We start from the raw sequence: 18,595 nt of genomic DNA, 5'->3' as shown, positions 1-18,595 counted from the left end.
GGCCGCAGCCGGTCCCGGCGCGGGCGTGTGCGGGACGCGGCGGGCAACCGCAGGTGCGTTCCGCGCGTCCTCGACAGACGCGGCGGGCCGGTCGGCGCAGGTACCCGACCGCAGCATCGCCGCTCCGTCGCCGGATCCCCGTCCCAGACACGCCGCCGAAGAGGTATCCCGTGCCCCCCTCGCCCCCCGGTTCCGTCGCTCCGCCGCCGTCCGCCCCTCCCGAACCGCCCGGCGCCGTTCAACGGACCGGCGGCGGTTCCGAGGGCGGCAGCGGTTTCCGGCCCGAGCTCGAAGGGCTGCGGGCGGTGGCGGTCGTCCTGGTGGCCGCGTACCACATCTGGCTGGGCCGGGTCTCCGGCGGCGTGGACGTGTTCCTGCTGCTCACCGGATTTCTGATCACGGGTTCGCTGCTGCGCACGGTGGAGCGGCGCGGCCGGATCGGCTTCACCGCGTTCTGGGCGCGGCTGGTCAAGCGGCTCTTCCCGGCGGCCGCGGCTGCCCTGGGCGGAATCCTCGTGGCGAGTCTGCTCTTCCTGCCCTCGGCGGGCTGGCGCGAGGTGATCGCGGGCGTGGCGGCCTCGGCGCTGTACGTCGAGAACTGGCACCTGGCGCTGAACTCGGTGGACTACCTCGCCCAGAACAGCGGCGCGGGACCGGTCCAGCACTTCTGGTCGCTGTCGGTGCAGGGCCAGTTCTACGCGGTGTGGCCGGTGCTCATCACGGCCGTCGCCGCCCTGGCCCGCGCCGCCGGGCAGCCGCTGCGCCGCGTGGCCGCCGCCGCGCTCACCCTGGTCTTCGCCGCGTCGTTGGCCTACTCCGTTTCGGTGACCGCATCCGACCAGCCCTGGGCCTACTTCGACACCGGCGCCCGGCTGTGGGAGCTGGCGATGGGCGGGCTGCTGGCCATCGCCGTCCCGCACGTGCGCCTGCCCCGCCTGCTGCGGATCCTGCTGGGCTGGGCCGGGCTGGCGGCGCTGGTGGCGTGCGGGCTGCTGCTGCAGGTGTCGACGATGTTCCCCGGCTACATCGCGCTGTGGCCCACCCTGGCGGCCGCAGCGGTGATCCTCGCGGGAACCACGGGTTCGCGGGCGGGCGCCGACCGGCTGCTCAACCTGCGGCCGATGCACTACATCGGCAAGCACGCCTACGCGCTCTACCTCTGGCACTGGCCGGTGCTGGTCTGCTACCTGGAGGTCACCGACCGCACCCAGCCCAGCATCATCGGCGGCTGCCTCGTCCTGGCCCTGTCGATGGCCCTGGCGGCGGCGACGCGCCGGATCACCGAGGACGGGGTCGACGCGCTCACCCGCACCCGGACCGGCAGCGGGTGGTCGCTGGCGGTGGGAGCGGCGTTCATCGCGCCGGTACTGGTGGCCGCGGGCCTGTGGTCGGGGCACATCGCCCACGAGCAGCGCGAGCGGGAACTGGCGGTCCAAGGGCCCGACTACCCGGGCGCGGCCGCGCCGGGCGGGGCCGCTGCCGGTGCGGCCGCAGACGGCGGCGTGCCGGTGTATCCGGCCCCCGCCGATGCCGCCGAGGACATTCCGGTCAGCTACGACCAGGACTGCAACCAGGGAACGCGCGAGAGCGCGGTGCTCACCTGCACCTACGGCCCCGAGTCCTACGACCGCACCGTCGCTCTGGTGGGAGCCTCGCACGCGGCCCACTGGCTGCCGGCCCTGCGGGAGATCGCCCGGGAGAAGAGCTGGCGGATCGTCAACATCACCAAGGGTTCGTGCCTGTTCACCGGCGCCGAGCAGCTGCGCGGCGGTGAGGTCTACCACTCCTGCGCCGACTGGAACGCCGGCGTCATGGCCGAGCTGGCCGAGCTGGATCCCGACGCGGTGTTCACCACGGCCACGCGCACCAATCTCGACGCCCGGTCGGGGGAGGTGGGCGAGACGGTCTTCGACGGCTACGTGCGGCGGTGGCGCGCGCTGGAGGAGATGGGTATCGGCGTCGTCGCCGTCCGCGACACGCCGCGCCTGGACTTCGAGGCGCCCGACTGCCTGTCCGAGAACCCCCGCGCGGAGTGCGTCGGAAGCGCGTCGCCGTCGATGGCCGACACGTCGCCGTTGGCGGAGCTGGAGGGCGTGCCCGGAAACGTCGCCTTCCTGGACCTCACCGACAAGCTGTGCCGCGGCGGGCGGTGCCCCGCCGTGATCGGAAACGTCCTCGTCTACTGGGACCGCGGCCACATCACCGCCAGCTACATGCGCACCCTGGCGCCGATCCTGCGCGACCGCATCGAGGCGGCCACCGACCTGTGACGCCGGCGGGCGGCGGCCGGGCGGCTCACCGCCGTGCGGCAGGGGGGACCGGTCCGGCCGGCCCCTGCCGGGGCTGCTCCCTGCGTTGCAGGAGGCGCAGGGCCTTCTGCTTCTCGAAGTCCATGGCGCGCGCCGGGGCCGGGGCCAGGCGGCCCACGCGCTCGCCGAAGGCCCGGATCCGGCCGAGGATCGCGGGTTCGGCGAGGACGCGCAGGGCGAAGGCGAGGGCTGTGGGCGGGATGCCGTAGGCGCGTTCCAGTTCCAGGCCGGCCGCGACCGCGTCGAGATCGTCCTCGCTGAAGCGGCGGTGGCGGTGCCCGCGGCCGGTGGGTTGCTCCTTGGTCGGCGGCATCAGACCCAGCGCTTCGCGGTAGCGCAGCATCCGCGGGGTGGTGCCCAGGCGCTCCGCGGCCGCCGAGATCGACAGGGTGGCGGGGGCGTCCGAAGGGTGCCTGCGGGGCGTCCGGTGCCCGGCGGAGGCCGGAACGTGAGCGGAGTCACCACGCCGCTCGGATCGGTCGCCTCCGGCCGGGTCGTGAAGCGCGGAACCGGAGGCTGGGGCGCGATTGCGGGGGTCCGCCATGGGGAGTCGCCTCCGCCTTTCCGTTCGTTCGATCCTCGCTGAATCTGACACTGCAATGTCAGATTACCTTGAACGGTCGTGCCTCGGGGCGGTGCCCCGTCCTAGACTCGGTGCGCATCAACCCAGGAGGAGTTAAGACGTATGTCTTTCGACTACAAAGTCGCTGACCTTTCCCTCGCCGAGTACGGTCGCAAGGAGATCCAGCTCGCCGAGCACGAGATGCCGGGGCTCATGGCCACCCGCCGTGAGTACGGGCCTTCGCAGCCCCTCAAGGGCGCCAAGATCATGGGCTCGCTGCACATGACCGTGCAGACCGCCGTGCTCATCGAGACCCTGACGGCGCTGGGCGCCGAGGTCCGCTGGGTCAGCTGCAACATCTTCTCCACCCAGGACCAGGCCGCCGCCGCCGCGGTGGTGGGCCCCAACGGCACCCCGGACAACCCCCAGGGTGTGCCGGTCTACGCCTGGAAGGGCGAGACCCTCGAAGAGTACTGGTGGTGCACGGAGCAGGCGCTGACCTGGCCCGGCGGCGACGGCCCCAACATGATCCTCGACGACGGCGGCGACGCCACCATGCTCGTGCACAAGGGCGTGGAGTTCGAGAAGGCCGGTGCTGTGCCCAGCCCGACCGAGGACGACCCCGACGAGTTCAAGGTCTTCCTGAACCTGCTCAAGAAGAGCGTCGCGGCCGAGCCGCAGAAGTGGACCAAGGTCGCTTCGCGCATCAAGGGCGTCACCGAGGAGACCACCACCGGTGTCCACCGCCTGTACGAGATGCACCGCGACGGCAAGCTGCTCTTCCCGGCGATCAACGTCAACGACTCGGTCACCAAGAGCAAGTTCGACAACAAGTACGGCATCCGCCACTCGCTGCCGGACGGCATCATGCGCGCCACCGACGTCCTGATCGGCGGCAAGATCGCGCTGGTGGCCGGCTACGGCGACGTCGGCAAGGGCTCGGCCGAGGCGCTGCGCGGCCAGGGTGCCCGCGTCATCGTCACCGAGGTCGACCCGATCATCGCCCTCCAGGCCGCCATGGACGGCTACGAGGTCGCCCGGGTCGAGGACTACGTCGAGACCGCCGACATCTTCGTCACCACCACCGGCAACTTCGACATCTTCACCGCCGACCACATGAAGCGGATGAAGCACCAGGCGATCATCGGCAACGTCGGCCACTTCGACAACGAGATCGACATGGCCGGCCTGGAGAAGATCCCCGGTATCAAGAAGACCGAGATCAAGCCGCAGGTGCACGAGTACCTGTTCCCCGACGGCCACGCCATCCTCGTGCTGTCGGAGGGCCGCCTGCTCAACCTGGGCAACGCGACCGGTCACCCCAGCTTCGTGATGTCCAACAGCTTCACGAACCAGACCATCGCCCAGATCGAGCTGTTCGCCAAGACCGACGAGTACCCCCTCGAGGTCTACACGCTGCCCAAGCTCCTCGACGAGAAGGTGGCCCGGCTGCACCTGGACGCCCTCGGCGTCAAGCTGACCGAGCTCACCAAGGAGCAGGCCGCCTACATCGGTGTGGACGTGGCCGGTCCCTACAAGCCCGAGCACTACCGCTACTAAAAGCGGTACCGGGACACACGGGATCTGGGAAACTCCCCGGATGGCACTCCCCGATAGTGACGTCGCGGACCTCGGCCTGGCTCAGGCCGGGGTCCGCCGCGTCGAATGGGCCGAGCGCGCGATGCCGGCGCTGGGAAAACTGCACGACCGCTTCGCCGCGGAACGGCCCCTCGAAGGCATGCGTGTGGCCGCGTGCATGCACGTCACGGCCGAAACCGCCAATCTGCTGCGCGCCCTGGGCGCCGGCGGCGCCGAGATCGCGCTCGCGGCCTCCAACCCGCTCTCCACCCAGGACGACACCGCCGCGGCCCTGGTCGCCGAGTACGGCATCGCGGTCTACGCCCGGGCCGGAATCGACCCCGACTCCTACGACCGCAACCTGGCCACCGTGCTTGAGCGGCGCCCCCATCTGCTCCTCGACGACGGGTGCGACCTGGTCAACCTCGCCCACATGGAGCGCCCGCACCTGCTGGACGAAGTGGTCGGCGGCTGCGAGCAGACCACCACCGGCGTCATCCGGCTGCGGCGGATGAGCGCCGAGGGCGTGCTGAGACTCCCGATGGTCGCGGTCAACGACACCGCCACCAAACGGATGTTCGACAACCGCTACGGCACCGGCCAGTCCACCCTCGACGGCATCATGCGCGCCACCAACGCGATGATCGCCGGGCGCACCGTCGTCGTGGCCGGATTCGGCTACTGCGGGCGGGGCCTGGCCGAGCGCGCCCGCGGCCTGGGAGCCCGCGTCGTCGTCACCGAGGTGGACCCGGTCAAGGCCCTGGACGCGGTGATGCAGGGCTACACCGTGCTGCCGATGGACGAAGCCGCACCCGTCGGCGACGTGCTCGTGACCGTCACCGGCAACCGCGACGTGATCCGCCCCGAACACCTGGCCTCGCTCAAGGACGGAGCGGTGCTGGCCAACTCCGGCCACTTCGACGTCGAGATCGACCTGCCCGCACTGGAAGCCATGTCCGTGGACATCCGGCGCGAAGTCCGCCCGCAGGCCGACGAATACGTGCTGGCCGACGGCCGCCGGATCGTGCTGCTGGCCGAGGGCCGCCTGGTCAACCTGGGGGCGGCCGAGGGCCACCCGGCGGCGGTGATGGACATGTCCTTCTCCGTGCAGGCACTGACCGTGGCCTGGCTGGCGCGCACCGCGGCCGAGCTCGCGCCGGGCGTGCTGGAGGTTCCCGACGGCGTCGACACCGACGTGGCCCGCCTCGAACTGGAAGCCCTGGGCGTGGGCGTGGACCGCCTCACCCCCGAGCAGGAGGACTACCTCAACTCCTGGCAGGAGTAGACCGCCGGAGGAGCGGGCGCGCTCGCGGCGGCGCGCTAACCGTGGTGGCCCGTGCCGCCGAACGGCCCGGGGCCCGGCGGCGGGGGACCGCTCCCGCCGGGGGCGCTCCACGGCTGCTGCGGGGCGGCCGGCGGGCCGCCTCCGGAACCGGGGTAGCCGCCCTGGGCGTGCGCGCGCTGCTGGGCCAGCCGCGCCTCCTCGCGCCGGCGGCGCTCGGCGAGCACCGCCGCGAGGTACTCCGGGGGCGTGGTGCCGGGCGGTGGAGGCGGGCCGATCGACGCCGCCACCACGTCGGCGATGCGCGTGCCCATCCGGTAGCGCGAGTCCTCGGACAGTTCGCCGTACCGCAGCAGGTACTGGCGCGCCATGCCCGCGGTCTCCGACGAGAGCTGCGACAACTCGGCGCCGAGCGCCCACTCGGCCAGGTGCGGCGGCATCGGGAACGTCTCCTCGGCGCGCCGGGCCGCCCGCTCCTGCACCACCAGCGTGCCGGCCACGAAGTCGCCCACTCTGCGGCCGTCGCGATCGATCAGCGAGGTGAGTAGCGCGACGATCCCCGTCGTCAGCCAGATCTCCACGACCGCCGCCAGGGCGCGCCCCAGTGCCTGGCGGAACCGCTCGGGCGACCCGTCCGACCCCACGACCCGCAGCCCCAGCGCCATCTTGCCCAGGGAGCGCCCCCGGGTGAGCGACTCCAGTGCGGTGGGGTATCCCACCAGGGCGAGCACGGACAGCAGCAGGCTCACGGCCGCGGTGGCGGCGGCGTCCAGCCCGCTGGCGACGAGCCCGGTCAGCGTCATGGCGGCGGTCAGGCCCGCGACCTGGACGACGAGGTCGATCAGCAGCGCCGCCATGCGGGTGGCGAATCCGGCCGGGCGCAGGTCGAGCACGACGGCGTCGCCGGTGACCACGGACGACTGGTCCTGGGGATGTCCACCACCCGGGTAAGCCACCGTTTCGCCCCTCCGTCGTGCCGCCGCGGCGCCCGCCGCGTTCCCGTCCGCTGATCCGCCCCCAGTCTGTCAGGAGAGTGCGCCCGCTCCGACCCGCCCTCGATCCGCCGGGCCCGAGGCCCCTCGGCGCCGCGCGGGCGGGCCGGTAGAGTCGCCCGCGTGGATCTGGACGTCTTCACCGCCGCACACCGCCCCGCATGGGACCGCCTCGACAGCCTCGTGCGCAGGCGCCGCCGCCTCAGCGGAACCGAGGTCGACGAGCTCGTCGACCTCTACCAGCGCGTGTCCACCCACCTGTCGACGGTGCGCTCCTCGGGGCAGGACCCCGCACTGGTCGGCTACCTCTCCGGCCTCGTGGCGCGGGCCCGCTCCGCGGTCACCGGCGCCCACGAGTCCTCCTGGCGCGACGCCGCCGGGTTCTTCACCCGGACCTTCCCCGCGGTTCTGTACCGGCTGCGGTGGTGGTGGATCGCCGCCAGCTTGGGGACCGTCGCGTTCTCCGCCGCCATCGGCGCCTGGATCGCCACCGACCCCCACGCGCTGGCCGCCGTCGGTACCCCCGACGAGATCCGGGCCTACGTCGAGAACGACTTCGCCAACTACTACGTGGAGCATCCCGGCGCGTCCTTCGCCGCCCAGGTGTGGACCAACAACGCGTGGGCGGCGGCCCAGGCGATGATCTTCGGCGTGTTCCTGTGCCTGCCCACCGTCTACGTGCTGGCGCTCAACGGCGCCAACCTGGGCGTAGGGGCGGGGATGATGTTCGCCCACGGCAAGGGCGACGTCTTCCTCGGCCTGATCATCCCGCACGGCCTGCTGGAGCTGACCGCCGTGTTCGTCGCCGCGGGCGTGGGGCTCAAACTCGGCTGGACCCTCATCGCGCCCGGCCCGCGCCCCCGCCTGCGGGCGCTCGGCGACGAGGCGCGCCCGGCCATCGCCGTCGCCCTCGGGCTGGTGGTGGTGCTGTTCGTCTCCGGGCTGATCGAGGGCCTGGTGACCGGGTGGGTGCACATCACCTGGCTGCGGATCGGCATCGGCGTGGCCGCCGAACTGCTCTTCCTCGCCTACGTCTTCATCGTCGGGCGCGCCGCCCACAACCGCGGAGTCAGCGGAGACATCGCCGCGGCCCCGCAGTCCGCCCCGGTGGCGGGATAGGGCGCCGCCGAGGCCGCGCATCCCGGGAAGGGCGGGCTGCGGGGCCGCGGCTTACAGCCTCCCCCGGGCCTTGAGGCCGATATAGGCGTCGGCCAGCGCCGGGGCGATGTTGTCGGGGTCGGCGTCGACGACCTCGACTCCGCGGCGGCGCAGCTCGGCGGTGATCCTGCTGCGCTCCTCCAGAGTGCGTTCGGCCGCCGCGGCCTCGTAGACCGACCGCGTGCTGCCCCGCTCAGCGGCCATCGCGGTCACCCGGGGGTCGCCCACAGCGGCCACCATGAGCAGGTGGCGGGAGGTGAGCGCGGGCAGACGCGGCAGCAGGCCCTCCTCCAGCGAGGCGGCGTTCAGATCGGTCAGCAGCACCACAAGCTGGCGGGTCCGGCTGTGCCTGCCGAGGATCGTGGACACCAGCCCCGCCGGGTCGGACTCGACCAGTTCGGCCTCCAGCGGCGCCATGGCCTCCACGATCTGCGGGATCCGGCTCCCGCGGCCGTGGCTGCGCACCTGGGCGCGCACCCGGCGGTCGAAAGCGAGCAGGTCCACCCGGTCGCCGCCCCTGCCCGCCAGCGCCGCCAGCAGCAGAGCGGCGTCCATGGCGTGGTCGAGCCGGGGGACGCCGCCGACCCGGCCGGCCGAGGTACGGCTGGTGTCGAGCACGATCAGGATCCGGCGGTCGCGCTCGGGACGCCAGGTGCGCACGACGACGGATTCGCGGCGGGCGGTGGCGCGCCAGTCGATCGAGCGGACGTCGTCGCCGGGCACGTACTCGCGCAGCGAGTCGAATTCGCTGCCTTGCCCGCGCACCAGCGCCGCGTGCTGCCCGTCGAGCTCGCGCAGCCGCGAGAGCTTGCCCGGCAGGTGGCGGCGGCTGTGGAACGGCGGAAGCGCGCGCACGGTCCAGGCGACGGTGTGCGTGCACTGCCGCGCGCCCAGCCCCAGCGGGCCGACGCTGCGCACCGTGACCCCGGCCGCGGACTGGTCGCCGCGGCGGGTGGGAGCCAGTGTCGTGGCCACCCGCACGCGGCCGCCCCCGGGCACGCGCACCGGCCGCCGCTGCGGGGCGGCACCGGCGCTGGGTGCCCAGGCGTCGCGGAGCACCCCCCGCACGGCCCGGCGCGCGGGGTTGGCCACCACCAGCGCGACCTCGGCCGTCTCGCCCAGCCGCACCGACGTGTCGCCGGAGCGTTCGAAGCGCAGGCGACGCGGGCTGGGTGCCAATACCACGTCGGCGAGGACCGCCGCCGCCAGCAGCCCCAGTACCGCGGTGACCAGCCAGCTGCCGACCGGCCCTGCGACCAGCACCACGAGCGTGGCGCCGAAGGCGGCCAGCACCGCCCGCCCCGTGATCGCCATCCTGGCTACCTCCCTGCCTTCGAGCCGTGCGACCGCCGTACCACCGTGGACCCGCCCGTCAGCCGGGAACCGGCACGGAGGCCAGCACGCCGTCGAGCACGCCCGCGCTCGTGGCCCCCTCCAGCTCCGCCTCGGGGCGCAGCGAGACCCGGTGCCGCAGCGTCGCCTTGGCCAGCGCCTTGACGTCGTCGGGAGTGACGTAGTCGCGCCCGGACAGCCACGCCCAGGCGCGGCTGGTGCGCAGCAGCGCCGTGGCGCCGCGGGGCGAGGCGCCCAGCTGCAGCGACGGCGAGCTCCGGGTGGCGCGGCAGATGTCGACGATGTAGGCGAGCACGTCGGGGGTGACGGAGGTGGCGGCCACGGCGGCCCGGGCGGCGCGCAGATCCTCGGCGCCGGCCACCGGCCGCAGACCGGCCGCGTCGAGGTCGCCGGGGTCGAAGCCGTGGGCGTGGCGCCCCAGCATGTCGACCTCGTGGCCGCGGTCGGGCAGCGTGACCACCAGTTTGAGCAGGAACCGGTCCAGTTGTGCTTCGGGCAGCGGGTAGGTGCCCTCGTACTCCACCGGGTTCTGGGTGGCGGCCACCACGAAGGGGTCGGGCAGGGGGGAGGGTTCGCCCGCCACGGTCACCTGGCGCTCCTCCATGGCCTCCAGCAGCGCCGCCTGGGTCTTGGGCGGGGTCCGGTTGATCTCGTCGGCCAGGAACAGGTTGGTGAAGACCGGGCCTTCGTGGAATTCGAAGTTGGCGGTGCGCGAGTCGTAGACCATCGACCCGGTGACGTCGCCGGGCATGAGGTCCGGTGTGAACTGGATGCGCTTGTGGTCCAGCGACAGCGCGGTGGAGACCGCGCGTACCAGCAGCGTCTTGGCGACGCCGGGGACGCCTTCCATCAGCACGTGGCCGCGGCACAGCAGGGAGACGACCATTCCGGTCACGGTCTCCTCCTGGCCCACGACGGCCTTGGCGACCTCGTGGCGCAGCGCGGTCAGCGCGGCTCGGGCCTGCTCGGCCTGCTCGGGCGCGGGCCTGTCGGCGGGGAAGGCGGTCACTTGTGGTCTCCCTCGGTCAGCGGAGTCGGCAACAGGGGCGTCGTCGGGGGCGCGGCGTACGCGCGGGTGCGGGCACGGGAACGGGTAGGGGTCACCGCAGGCGTTCCTCCAGCCGGTCCAGTTCGTCGGCCAGCCGCACCAGCCCTCGGTCGTCGGCTGTGTGCGGGTCGGCGGAAGCGGAACCGGCGGCACCGTAGAGCAGCGCGCCCACGCGCGCGGGGTCCTCGCCGGTGCGCGCCGCGACCGCCTCGACCACCGCAGCGGAGGAGGCGTCGGGGCCCAGACCCAGCCCGGGACCGATCCGGCGCAGGGTCCCGGCGCGGAGCGCGGCCGCGGCCCGGTCGCGGGCCCGCCGAGCGGCGTACAGGCCCGCGCGGCCCTCGGCGGTCTCCGAGGCGCGCACCACCACGGGCAGCCGTTCGGCGACCAGCGGGCCCAGCCGCCGCCCCTGCCACAGGGCGAGCAGCAGCAGCGCAGCGGACAGCGGGATCAGGCTCAGCCGCAGTGACTGCGGTACCAGCTCCACCAGGCTCGACTGGCCCTCCGCGGGAACGGGGTCGGGACGCAGCCACACCACGTCGCGCTCGCCGACGAGCGAGAGCGCGAGTGCGGCGTTGCCTTCGTCGCCGAGGCGGGCGTTGGTCAGCGGGGCGGCGCTGCCCAGCACGGTGGTGGTGGTACCGCCGTCGTCGACGCGTACCAGCGTGTGGCCCTCCTCGGCGGGGTAGCACCCCGCGCCCTGCTCAGCGGTGTAGACCTCCCCGCCGGTGTCGGCAGCGCCGGCCGCCTGCGCGGCGTCCAGCGCGCACTCCGGTCGCAGGGTCCGCTCGTCGGTGCGCCCCGCCACCGCTACGCCGGGCGCCAGGGCCTTCAGCGCCGGCGTGGTGGGGCGCACGACGATGCGGTCGCCGGGGGCGTCGGCCAGCGGTCCGAGCTGTTCGCGCGGCACCCGGTGCGCGCCGGCCAGCACCGTGACGGTCCCGGGGCCCGCCGCTTCCGTCGCGTCGGCGACCGTGCGGGCGACGGTGACGTCGGTGCCGCGATCCTGCAGGAGCTGCACGAGTGCGCGGCTGCCGTCCGGGTTCGGCCCCTCCGGTTCCAGCGGGCCTTCGCGAGGCTGGCGGGCACCCAGGGACAGCAGCAGTGCCACGACGGTGAGCACGGCGATGAAGGCGACGGGGCCGCGGACGCGCCGCCACAGGTCGCCGGCTCCCGGCGATGCGGGTGCGGACGGGGGCGTCGCCGCGGGCGCGGGTGCGGGGGGTGCGCTCACCGGACGCCTCCCGGTGCGGGCGCGGCGCCGGCGGCGGCCTCGGGGCGGGACCGGCGGATCCGCTCGTCCAAGTCGGCCAGTACCCGGTAGCCGTCGGCGGTGCCGGGCCGCCGGCCGTAGGCCGAGTCGTTGAACGTCGCGGCGGCGGCGTCGAGGCGGTCGCGCAGCTGCGGCAGCACCCGTGCGGATTCGGCGGCCAGTTCGGTGGCGGTGCGGCCGGGGCGCGGCGTGATGACGGCGCCCTCCTCCAACTCGCGGGTGAGGGCGCGCAACCGCTCGCGGATCGCCGCGCCGTAGTCCGCCTGCTCGGCGTGGCGTTCGGCGGCGGCACGGTGGTCGGCGGCGGTGAGCGGAGCCGCGGTGTCGATGGGGGACGCGCGGCGGCGGGCGCTGCGGGCGGGGCGCAGGTAGACGAGCAGCGCCACCAGCAGAGCGGCCAGTACCGCCAGCAGTGGTCCCAGCGTCCACCAGCCGCCGGGCGCCTGGACCTCGACCGCGGAGAGCCATTCCCCCGCGCGCTGCCAGAGGAGCTCCAGCAGGCCGGGCTCGGACTCGCCGTAGATGCGCTTGGCCAGTTCCTCGCGGGCCAGCCTCTGCCCTTCCCCGCGCTCGACGACGGCCGCCGGGAGCAGGAGGGCGCCCATCAGGAAGGGGCTCCGGGGCCGCCGCCCCTGCCGTAGCCGCCCGCGTCGTAGCCGTACTGGCCGTACTGCGGGTGGGCCTGCGCGGCGCCGCCCGTCCCGTAGGAACCCGTCCCGTAGGAGCCCGGGCCGGCGGGAGCGGGGGCGCCCGCCGCGGTGTCGTCGGGGACGTAGACGTCGATGCCGATGTGCTCGTCCGACTGCGCCGCGGTCTGCAGCTTCAGGTCGAGCCCTTCGCGCCGCATCCGCAGGTCGATGTAGATCAGGGTGGTGACGCCGACGATGAACGGTGTGCCCAGGGCCCCGGCCAGGACCAGTCCGACGTACACGAGCGCCGTCGCCACCGTCGGGGTCCACTGCGCGTCGGGGGCGGCCGCGCCCACCCCCACGGCCGCGAATTGGAACGGTGTGGCCAGCAGGTTGACCACGATGGCCACGATGAACTGGGACAGCAGCAGGAGCCCGAACACCCGCCACCAGCTGCGCCGGGTCAGCCGCCAGGACCGGGCCAGGGATCCGCCCGGTCCGGTGCGCTCCAGCACCGCCACCGGCATCGCCAGCGCGGTGCGCACGTAGACCCACACCGCCAGTACGACCAGGAGCGGGAAGCCCGCGAGCGCGGCCACCACGCCGACTCCGGGGTGTACCAGGACCCCCAGGGCGATAGCGCCGAAAACGAGTCCGACCACCAGGCCGGTCCACAGCAGGCTCAGCAGGAGGAGCAGCAGGGCCACGCCGAAGAGCGCCGGAAGCCGGCGGCGCGCCACCCCCAGCGCCTCGCGCATCGTCAGCCTCCGGCCCAGCACCGCCAGCCCGACGATCGACGAGAGCAGGCCGACCAGCACGATCTGGCCGATGTAGTCGACGAGGAAGCCGCCGTACATGGTGGCGATGGACCACCACTGGACCGGCATCTCCTGGGCGCCGGGCCCGTAGGGGTCGTCCGCCAGGTCCTGCATGCCGGCGGCGGTGTCGAGGAGGTAGCCGACCGAGCCGACGGCGGAAGGGATGCTGGACAGCGCGGTGACGATGAGGGCCAGGCCGAGGGCGGCCTTGGGGTTGTCGCGGATATAGCCGAACGCGCCGTTGAAGATGTCGCCGATGTTCATCGGCCGCAGCGTCACCACCCCGGGCCGCGGCGCCCAGGGGCGGCCGTACCCGGGCGGGGGAGCCGGACCGGGGCCGCTCCGGCCGCCGTAGCCCGCGTGGCCGTGGCCGGGGGCGCCGCCGGATCCGCCGCCCGGAACCGACCAGCCGTCGCCGGCGGGTGCGGGCGGCTCCTCGCCGGGGGCGGCCCACGCGTTTCCGGGGCCGGAACCGTACGCCGCCTCGCTCGTGTGGTCGGGGCCGGGCTGCTGCCCGTGTGCCCACCGGTCCCGGCCATCGTCGTGGCTCATCGGTGTCGGTCCTCCGTCGTGCTGTCGTACTCGCTGTCGTACTCGGAGCGGCGGTAGCGTTCCCCACGGTATGCCACGGCGCCCCTGCGGCGCCCGGTGGCCGGGCGCCGCGATCCCGGGCAGGGCTCGCGGGCACCGCGCGGGTTCATTCGTTTTGTATGCTTTCTGTTATCTGTCGGCCAAGTCGGCGCGAGCTGCGCAGCCACCGCGGGTCCGAATGTATGGACGCGCGGCGGTGCAGGCGGCAGGGTGGCGCGCAGAACCGCTCTGCGGGGCGGGCCACCGGGGCGGTCGTGCCGCCCGGCAGGGGCCGATTCGCTGGTGAGCGGACCGGGCGAAGCCCGGTTCGGAAGATGGCAAGGTGAGTGGGGAGGACGGCTCCCACATAGGGACCCGGCGAAAGTGTCCGAAGTACTGCCGCTTGAGTGTCCAGAAAGGAGAAGGCGCGAGTCTCCGCGCCTCCGATGTGGGAGGAGGACCTCGTGCCGGATACACCCATGAAGGGACGCGTACTGGTCGTCGACGACGACCTCGCTCTCGCTGAGATGTTGGGCATCGTCCTCAGAGGCGAAGGCTTCGAACCGTCGTTCGTGCACGACGGCGACAAGGCGCTTGAGGCCTTCCGCGAGACCAAGCCCGATCTCGTGCTGCTGGACCTGATGCTGCCCGGCGCCGACGGAATCGACGTGTGCCGGCAGATCCGCGCCGAGTCCGGCGTGCCGATCGTGATGCTCACCGCGAAGAGCGACACCGTGGACATAGTGCTGGGCCTGGAGTCCGGCGCCGACGACTACATCGTCAAGCCGTTCAAGCCCAAGGAGCTGGTGGCGCGTGTGCGGGTGCGCCTGCGCCGCACCGAGGAGCCGGCCCCCGAGGTGCTGCAGATCGGCGACATCACCATCGACGTCGCCGGCCACGCGGTGCGCCGCGACGGCGAACCGATCAGCCTCACGCCGCTGGAGTTCGACCTGCTGGTGGCCCTGGCCCGCAAGCCGCGCCAGGTGTTCACCCGCGAGGTGCTGCTGGAGCAGGTGTGGGGGTACCGCCACGCCGCCGACACCCGGCTCGTCAACGTCCACGTGCAGCGGCTGCGCGCCAAGATCGAGAAGGATCCCGAGCACCCGGAGGTCGTGGTGACCGTACGGGGCGTCGGCTACAAGGCGGGGACCGCCTGAAACCGGCGAAATGGCACAGGCGACGGGCGATGCAGACACCGGGGGCGCGACTCGGCCGGCGCGGGAGCCGGGCGGCGCGCGTTCGCGCTGGCACCGATTCGCCGCTTTTCCGCTGCGCTGTTACCTGACCGCGCAACGTGGTGCCCGGGGGCTGGTGCGGGGCGTGCACACGCGCTGGCGGCGCTCACTGCAGCTGCGCGTGGTCACCACCACCCTGATCATCTCCGGGCTGGTGACCGCGGTGCTGGGGTTCTTCCTGGTGCAGCAGGTGCTGACCGGTCTGCTCGACGCCAAGCGCGAGGCGGCGCTCAACGACCACAAGGCCGGGCTGGACCGGGCCGTCAGCATCATGCAGGACGCCGACCTGAACGCCGACCAGGACGGCCGGGCCGAAGAGATCACCGCCCAGCTGAGCAACCACAGCGGCACCACCGGGCTGTACGAAGTGGTCATCCTGCCCGATGTGGGCGGGCTGTCGGGCTATTCCACCGTCGACAAGGCCGTTCCCCAGCAGCTGCGTGACGAGGTCGGCTCGACCATGGAGCTGGGCAAGCAGTACGTCACCTACACCGAGATCGTCGACGACGACGACCGCGCGCCCGGACTGGTCGTGGGGGCGCGGCTGTCCAACGCCTACGAGCTGTACTACGTGTTCCCGCTGGAACACGAGCAGCAGATGCTGGACCTCGTGCAGAACACGGTCGTGTTCGTCGGCACGGTGCTGATCCTGCTGCTGGCCGTGATCGCCTACGTCGTGACCCGCCAGGTGGTGACGCCGGTGCGCGCGGCCGCCGGTTCGGCCGAGCGGTTGGCCTCGGGCGACCTCTCCGAGCGCATGAAGGTGCGCGGCGAGGACGACCTCGCCCGGCTCGCGCTGTCCTTCAACGACATGGCCGGCAACCTGCAGGAGAAGATCCGCGAGCTGGAGGAGCTGTCGCAGGTGCAGCGCCAGTTCGCCTCCGACGTCTCCCACGAGCTGCGCACCCCGCTCACCACCATCCGCATGGCCGGCGATCTGCTCTACGAGGACCGCGACGAGCTGGATCCCCACATGGGGCGCTCCGTCGAACTGCTGCAGAGCCAGTTGGAGCGGTTCGAGGAGCTGCTGGCCGACCTGCTGGAGATCAGCCGCCACGACGCCGGCGCGGCCACGCTCTCGATGGAGAGCGTGGACATGCGCGACGTGGTGATGAAGGCCGTCGGCGACGCCGAGCAGATCGCGGAGAAGTCCGGAATCAAGGTCGTGATGCGGCTGCCGGCCGAGCCCTGCACCGCCGAGTTCGACATGCGCCGCATCACCCGCATCCTGCGCAACCTCGTCGTCAACGCCGTCGAGCACAGCGAGGGCAAGGACGTCATCGTCACCGCCGCCGGCGACCGCGACGCGGTGGCCGTGGGTGTGCGCGACTTCGGCGTGGGCCTCAAGGAGGGCGAGGAGCACATGTGCTTCGACCGCTTCTGGCGAGCCGATCCCGCGCGGGCGCGCACCACGGGCGGCACCGGGTTGGGGCTGTCCATCGCCAAGGAGGACGCCCGGTTGCACGGCGGCTGGCTGCAGGCCTGGGGCATGCCCGGCAAGGGGTCGTAGTTCCGGCTGTCGCTGCCGCGCCGGGAGGGCCAGGAGCTGCGCGGGTCGCCGCTGCCGCTGGCGCCGCCGGAAATGGCCACCGGCAGAGTGCGCGGCTTCTCCGCGTCCATGGGCGAGGGAGCGGCCGGCGCCGCCGACGGTTCGGGCACCGGCGCGGACACCGAGACGGGAGGGGCCGCCGGCGCCGGTCCGGTGCCGCATCCGGAGGACGGCCCGGACCCGCGGGCCGACGACAGCGCGGCCGCCGGTTCCGGTACGGATTCCGGCGTGAACGACAGCACGGCCGAGGAGGTCACGTGAGCACCGCCGGCAGGGCACCGCGAGGGCGCACCCGCCGCCTCGTAACCGCCGCGGCCGCCGCCCTGCTCACCGCGGGGCTTTCGGCGTGCGCTGCGGTGCCCAGCGGCGGCCCCGTCGTCGAGGGCGCCGGAGGCGACGCCGGCTCCGCCGCCGGCAGCGGCTACGTCCGCCAGCTGCCGCCCGGGCCCCAGGCCGGCGTCGATCCCGAAGGCCTGATCCGCGGGTTCCTCAAGAGCATGGGCAGCTTCGAGGAGAACCACGGTGCCGCACGCGAGTACCTGACCGCCGCGTCCGGCAGCGACTGGGCGCCCGGCGGCCGCGTCCTGGTCTACGAGGACACCAGCAAACTCGCCATCGACACGGAGGTCTCCGAGGACGGCGAAACCGCGACGGTGCGCCTGCTCGGCAGCCAGCTGGCCACCATCGAAGCCGGCGGCCAGTACCTTCCGGCCGACTCCGGCCGCGTCATCGACGTCACCGTGGGGCTCGTGCGCAACGGCGACGACCAGTGGCGCATCTCGGAGCCGCCCGACCGGCTGGTGCTCAGCCGCAGCGACGTGGACCTCGCCTACCGGTCGCTGAACCTGTACTTCTTCAACCGCGACCGCAGCACCCTGGTGCCCGACCCGGTGTTCCTCCCGGTCAGCAGCGACCGGTCGGCCACCCGGCTGGTCAAGATGCTGGTCGAGGGCCCCACCGAATGGCTCGACACGGCGGTGGAGTCGGCGTTTCCCGAGGGCGCCACCGCCGACGTGGCCTACGATTCCGGCCGCGTCACCGTCGAGGTCGACGCCGACGCCGGTTCCGAGAAGCAGCGGTTCGGCATGGGTGCGCAGCTGGTGTGGACGCTGAGCCAGCTGAACGGGGTCGAGGAGCTGACGCTGCGCGTGGGCGGCGAGGAGATCGACATCCCCGGTGCGGACGGCGACAGCCTCCCGCCGCCGGAGGACGGCTACGAGTCGGTCAACCCCTCGGGCGTCACCGGCCGCCTGCGGGCCTACTTCCTGCGTGACGGGCAGATGTGGGCGCTGGAGCGCGAAAGCGAGGACACCAAGCCCCAGGAACGCCGCGTTCCGGGCGCCCCCGGTGACGGCGGGGCGGTGCTGGAGCGGCACGCCGTGTCCCTGGACGAGGACGAGGTGGGCGGCATCCGGGCCGGCGGCCAGGAGGTCGTCGTCGCGGGGACGGCCACCGGCAGCGCGTACTCCGCCGTCCTCTCCGGTGGCGACTACACATCGCTGTCCTGGGACGGCTACGGCAACCTGTGGGTGACCGAGGACGTCTCCACGGGCAGCCGGGAGGAGGACCCGGAGCAGGGCTCGGAGTCGGCCGCCGAGGACACCGGGCTCGGCGCCCCGTCCTCGTCGCCGTCCCCGTCGCCCTCCGGCGGCGGGGACAGCGGGGATCCCGGCACCCGCGTGTGGATGCTGCGCGGGGGCACCGACCCCGTCGAGGTCGACGCCCCGGACCTGGCCGATACCGAGGTCACCGCGCTGCGGCTGTCCCGCGACGGCACCCGGGCGGCCGCGCTCACCGACGACTGGACGGGCGGCGGCGCCGAGCTGTCGGTGGGCCGCATCACCCACTCCGACGGCGGCGTCACCGTCAGCGGGGAGATTCCGCTGGCCACCGAACTGCAGAACGTCACCGACGTCTCCTGGCGGGGCGGTGACCAGCTCGCCGTGCTCGGCGGCGCGGAGGACGAGGCCGGCCAGGGCTACCTGGTCTCCCTGGACGGCAGCACCGAGACCACCAGTGCCGGTGCGCCTCTGGGCACCGACATGGTCGGCATCACCGCCGCGCCGGGACTCCCGCTGCTGTCCAGCACCGAGGACGACAACGTGTGGATGACCAACGACCGGATCAACTGGCAGCGCGTCATCGAAGGGACCAACGTGGTCTACCCGGGCTGATCCGGCCGGAGCCCGACGGCGGGCGGCGCCGCGCCCGTCCACAGGATGCGGATCCGCGTGGCGGC

Annotated in this window: 13 protein-coding genes and 1 pseudogene; 7 read left to right on the top strand and 7 right to left on the bottom strand. The window is 73.3% G+C overall.

What is annotated here, in order from left to right:
* The first annotated feature begins 170 nt into the window (after window positions 1-170).
* Window positions 171-2,270, top strand: coding sequence for an acyltransferase family protein (locus HNR25_RS07035; RefSeq protein ID WP_184633891.1), 2,100 nt, complete (start codon window positions 171-173; stop codon window positions 2,268-2,270).
* A 25-nt stretch (window positions 2,271-2,295) separates the two neighbouring features.
* On the opposite strand, the gene HNR25_RS07030 is transcribed toward HNR25_RS07035, so the two are convergent.
* Window positions 2,296-2,697, bottom strand: coding sequence for a MerR family transcriptional regulator (locus HNR25_RS07030; RefSeq protein WP_246464097.1), 402 nt, complete (start codon window positions 2,695-2,697; stop codon window positions 2,296-2,298).
* 297 nt (window positions 2,698-2,994) lie between these two features.
* Here HNR25_RS07030 and ahcY (HNR25_RS07025) point away from each other — a divergent pair, with 297 nt between their 5' ends.
* Together ahcY (HNR25_RS07025) and ahcY (HNR25_RS07020) are read left to right on the top strand one after the other, a co-directional pair.
* Complete coding sequence (ahcY, locus tag HNR25_RS07025) at window positions 2,995-4,431, top strand: adenosylhomocysteinase (RefSeq protein ID WP_184633889.1); 1,437 nt, start codon at window positions 2,995-2,997, stop codon at window positions 4,429-4,431.
* Between the two features lie 40 nt (window positions 4,432-4,471).
* Window positions 4,472-5,734: an adenosylhomocysteinase gene (gene ahcY, locus HNR25_RS07020; RefSeq protein ID WP_184633888.1), complete on the top strand. Its 1,263-nt coding sequence runs from the start codon at window positions 4,472-4,474 to the stop codon at window positions 5,732-5,734.
* Window positions 5,735-5,769: 35 nt separating this feature from the next.
* Here the strand turns inward: ahcY (HNR25_RS07020) and HNR25_RS07015 are convergent, their stop codons facing one another.
* Window positions 5,770-6,687: an RDD family protein gene (locus tag HNR25_RS07015; RefSeq protein WP_184633887.1), complete on the bottom strand. Its 918-nt coding sequence runs from the start codon at window positions 6,685-6,687 to the stop codon at window positions 5,770-5,772.
* Window positions 6,688-6,846: 159 nt separating this feature from the next.
* Between HNR25_RS07015 and HNR25_RS07010 the strand changes: the two genes are divergently transcribed.
* On the top strand, window positions 6,847-7,842 hold the full coding sequence (locus HNR25_RS07010; RefSeq protein ID WP_184633886.1) for a stage II sporulation protein M: 996 nt from the start codon (window positions 6,847-6,849) through the stop codon (window positions 7,840-7,842).
* 51 nt (window positions 7,843-7,893) lie between these two features.
* On the opposite strand, the gene HNR25_RS07005 is transcribed toward HNR25_RS07010, so the two are convergent.
* The 5 genes from HNR25_RS07005 to HNR25_RS26430 all read right to left on the bottom strand — a co-directional run bounded on the left by HNR25_RS07005 (window position 7,894) and on the right by HNR25_RS26430 (window position 13,554).
* A complete protein-coding gene (locus tag HNR25_RS07005) occupies window positions 7,894-9,195 on the bottom strand; it encodes a DUF58 domain-containing protein (protein WP_184633885.1) in 1,302 nt (433 codons plus the stop codon).
* Window positions 9,196-9,253: 58 nt separating this feature from the next.
* Window positions 9,254-10,243 carry an AAA family ATPase gene (locus HNR25_RS07000; RefSeq protein WP_184633884.1) on the bottom strand — a complete coding sequence of 330 codons (990 nt, stop codon included), beginning with the start codon at window positions 10,241-10,243 and terminating at the stop codon, window positions 9,254-9,256.
* A gap of 91 nt (window positions 10,244-10,334) precedes the next feature.
* The gene (locus tag HNR25_RS06995; RefSeq protein ID WP_184633883.1) at window positions 10,335-11,516 is read right to left on the bottom strand and encodes a DUF4350 domain-containing protein; all 1,182 of its coding nucleotides are present in this window, start codon (window positions 11,514-11,516) and stop codon (window positions 10,335-10,337) included.
* On the bottom strand, window positions 11,513-12,160 hold the full coding sequence (locus HNR25_RS06990) for a DUF4129 domain-containing protein (RefSeq protein WP_184633882.1): 648 nt from the start codon (window positions 12,158-12,160) through the stop codon (window positions 11,513-11,515). The genes HNR25_RS06995 and HNR25_RS06990 overlap by 4 nt, the downstream gene beginning before the upstream one ends.
* Window positions 12,160-13,554: a DUF7847 domain-containing protein gene (locus tag HNR25_RS26430; protein ID WP_184633881.1), complete on the bottom strand. Its 1,395-nt coding sequence runs from the start codon at window positions 13,552-13,554 to the stop codon at window positions 12,160-12,162. Before HNR25_RS26430 ends, HNR25_RS06990 begins: the two co-directional genes overlap by 1 nt.
* Before the next feature lie 497 nt (window positions 13,555-14,051).
* Here HNR25_RS26430 and mtrA point away from each other — a divergent pair, with 497 nt between their 5' ends.
* From mtrA to HNR25_RS06970, 3 genes and pseudogenes are all read left to right on the top strand, one after another.
* Complete coding sequence (gene mtrA, locus HNR25_RS06980) at window positions 14,052-14,729, top strand: MtrAB system response regulator MtrA (RefSeq protein WP_131102024.1); 678 nt, start codon at window positions 14,052-14,054, stop codon at window positions 14,727-14,729.
* Window positions 14,730-14,739: 10 nt separating this feature from the next.
* A pseudogene (mtrB, locus tag HNR25_RS06975) lies at window positions 14,740-16,617 on the top strand (MtrAB system histidine kinase MtrB).
* Complete coding sequence (locus HNR25_RS06970; protein WP_376767479.1) at window positions 16,614-18,530, top strand: LpqB family beta-propeller domain-containing protein; 1,917 nt, start codon at window positions 16,614-16,616, stop codon at window positions 18,528-18,530. Before mtrB ends, HNR25_RS06970 begins: the two are co-directional and overlap by 4 nt.
* The last annotated feature ends 65 nt before the right edge of the window (window positions 18,531-18,595 follow it).

The organism is Streptomonospora salina, assembly GCF_014204715.1.
Taxonomy (GTDB): Bacteria; Actinomycetota; Actinomycetes; order Streptosporangiales; family Streptosporangiaceae; genus Streptomonospora; species Streptomonospora salina.
Note: the sequence above shows the minus strand (reverse complement) of the source record. Positions and strands in the feature narration are given on the sequence as shown.

Coding starts and splice junctions, on each gene's coding strand:
- ahcY (WP_184633889.1), top strand. CDS start 2,995: ATGTCTTTCGACTACAAAGTCGCTGACCTTTCCCTCGCCGAGTACGGT.
- ahcY (WP_184633888.1), top strand. CDS start 4,472: ATGGCACTCCCCGATAGTGACGTCGCGGACCTCGGCCTGGCTCAGGCC.
- HNR25_RS07005 (WP_184633885.1), bottom strand. CDS start 9,195: ATGGCGATCACGGGGCGGGCGGTGCTGGCCGCCTTCGGCGCCACGCTC.
- HNR25_RS06990 (WP_184633882.1), bottom strand. CDS start 12,160: ATGGGCGCCCTCCTGCTCCCGGCGGCCGTCGTCGAGCGCGGGGAAGGG.
- HNR25_RS26430 (WP_184633881.1), bottom strand. CDS start 13,554: ATGAGCCACGACGATGGCCGGGACCGGTGGGCACACGGGCAGCAGCCC.
- mtrA (WP_131102024.1), top strand. CDS start 14,052: ATGAAGGGACGCGTACTGGTCGTCGACGACGACCTCGCTCTCGCTGAG.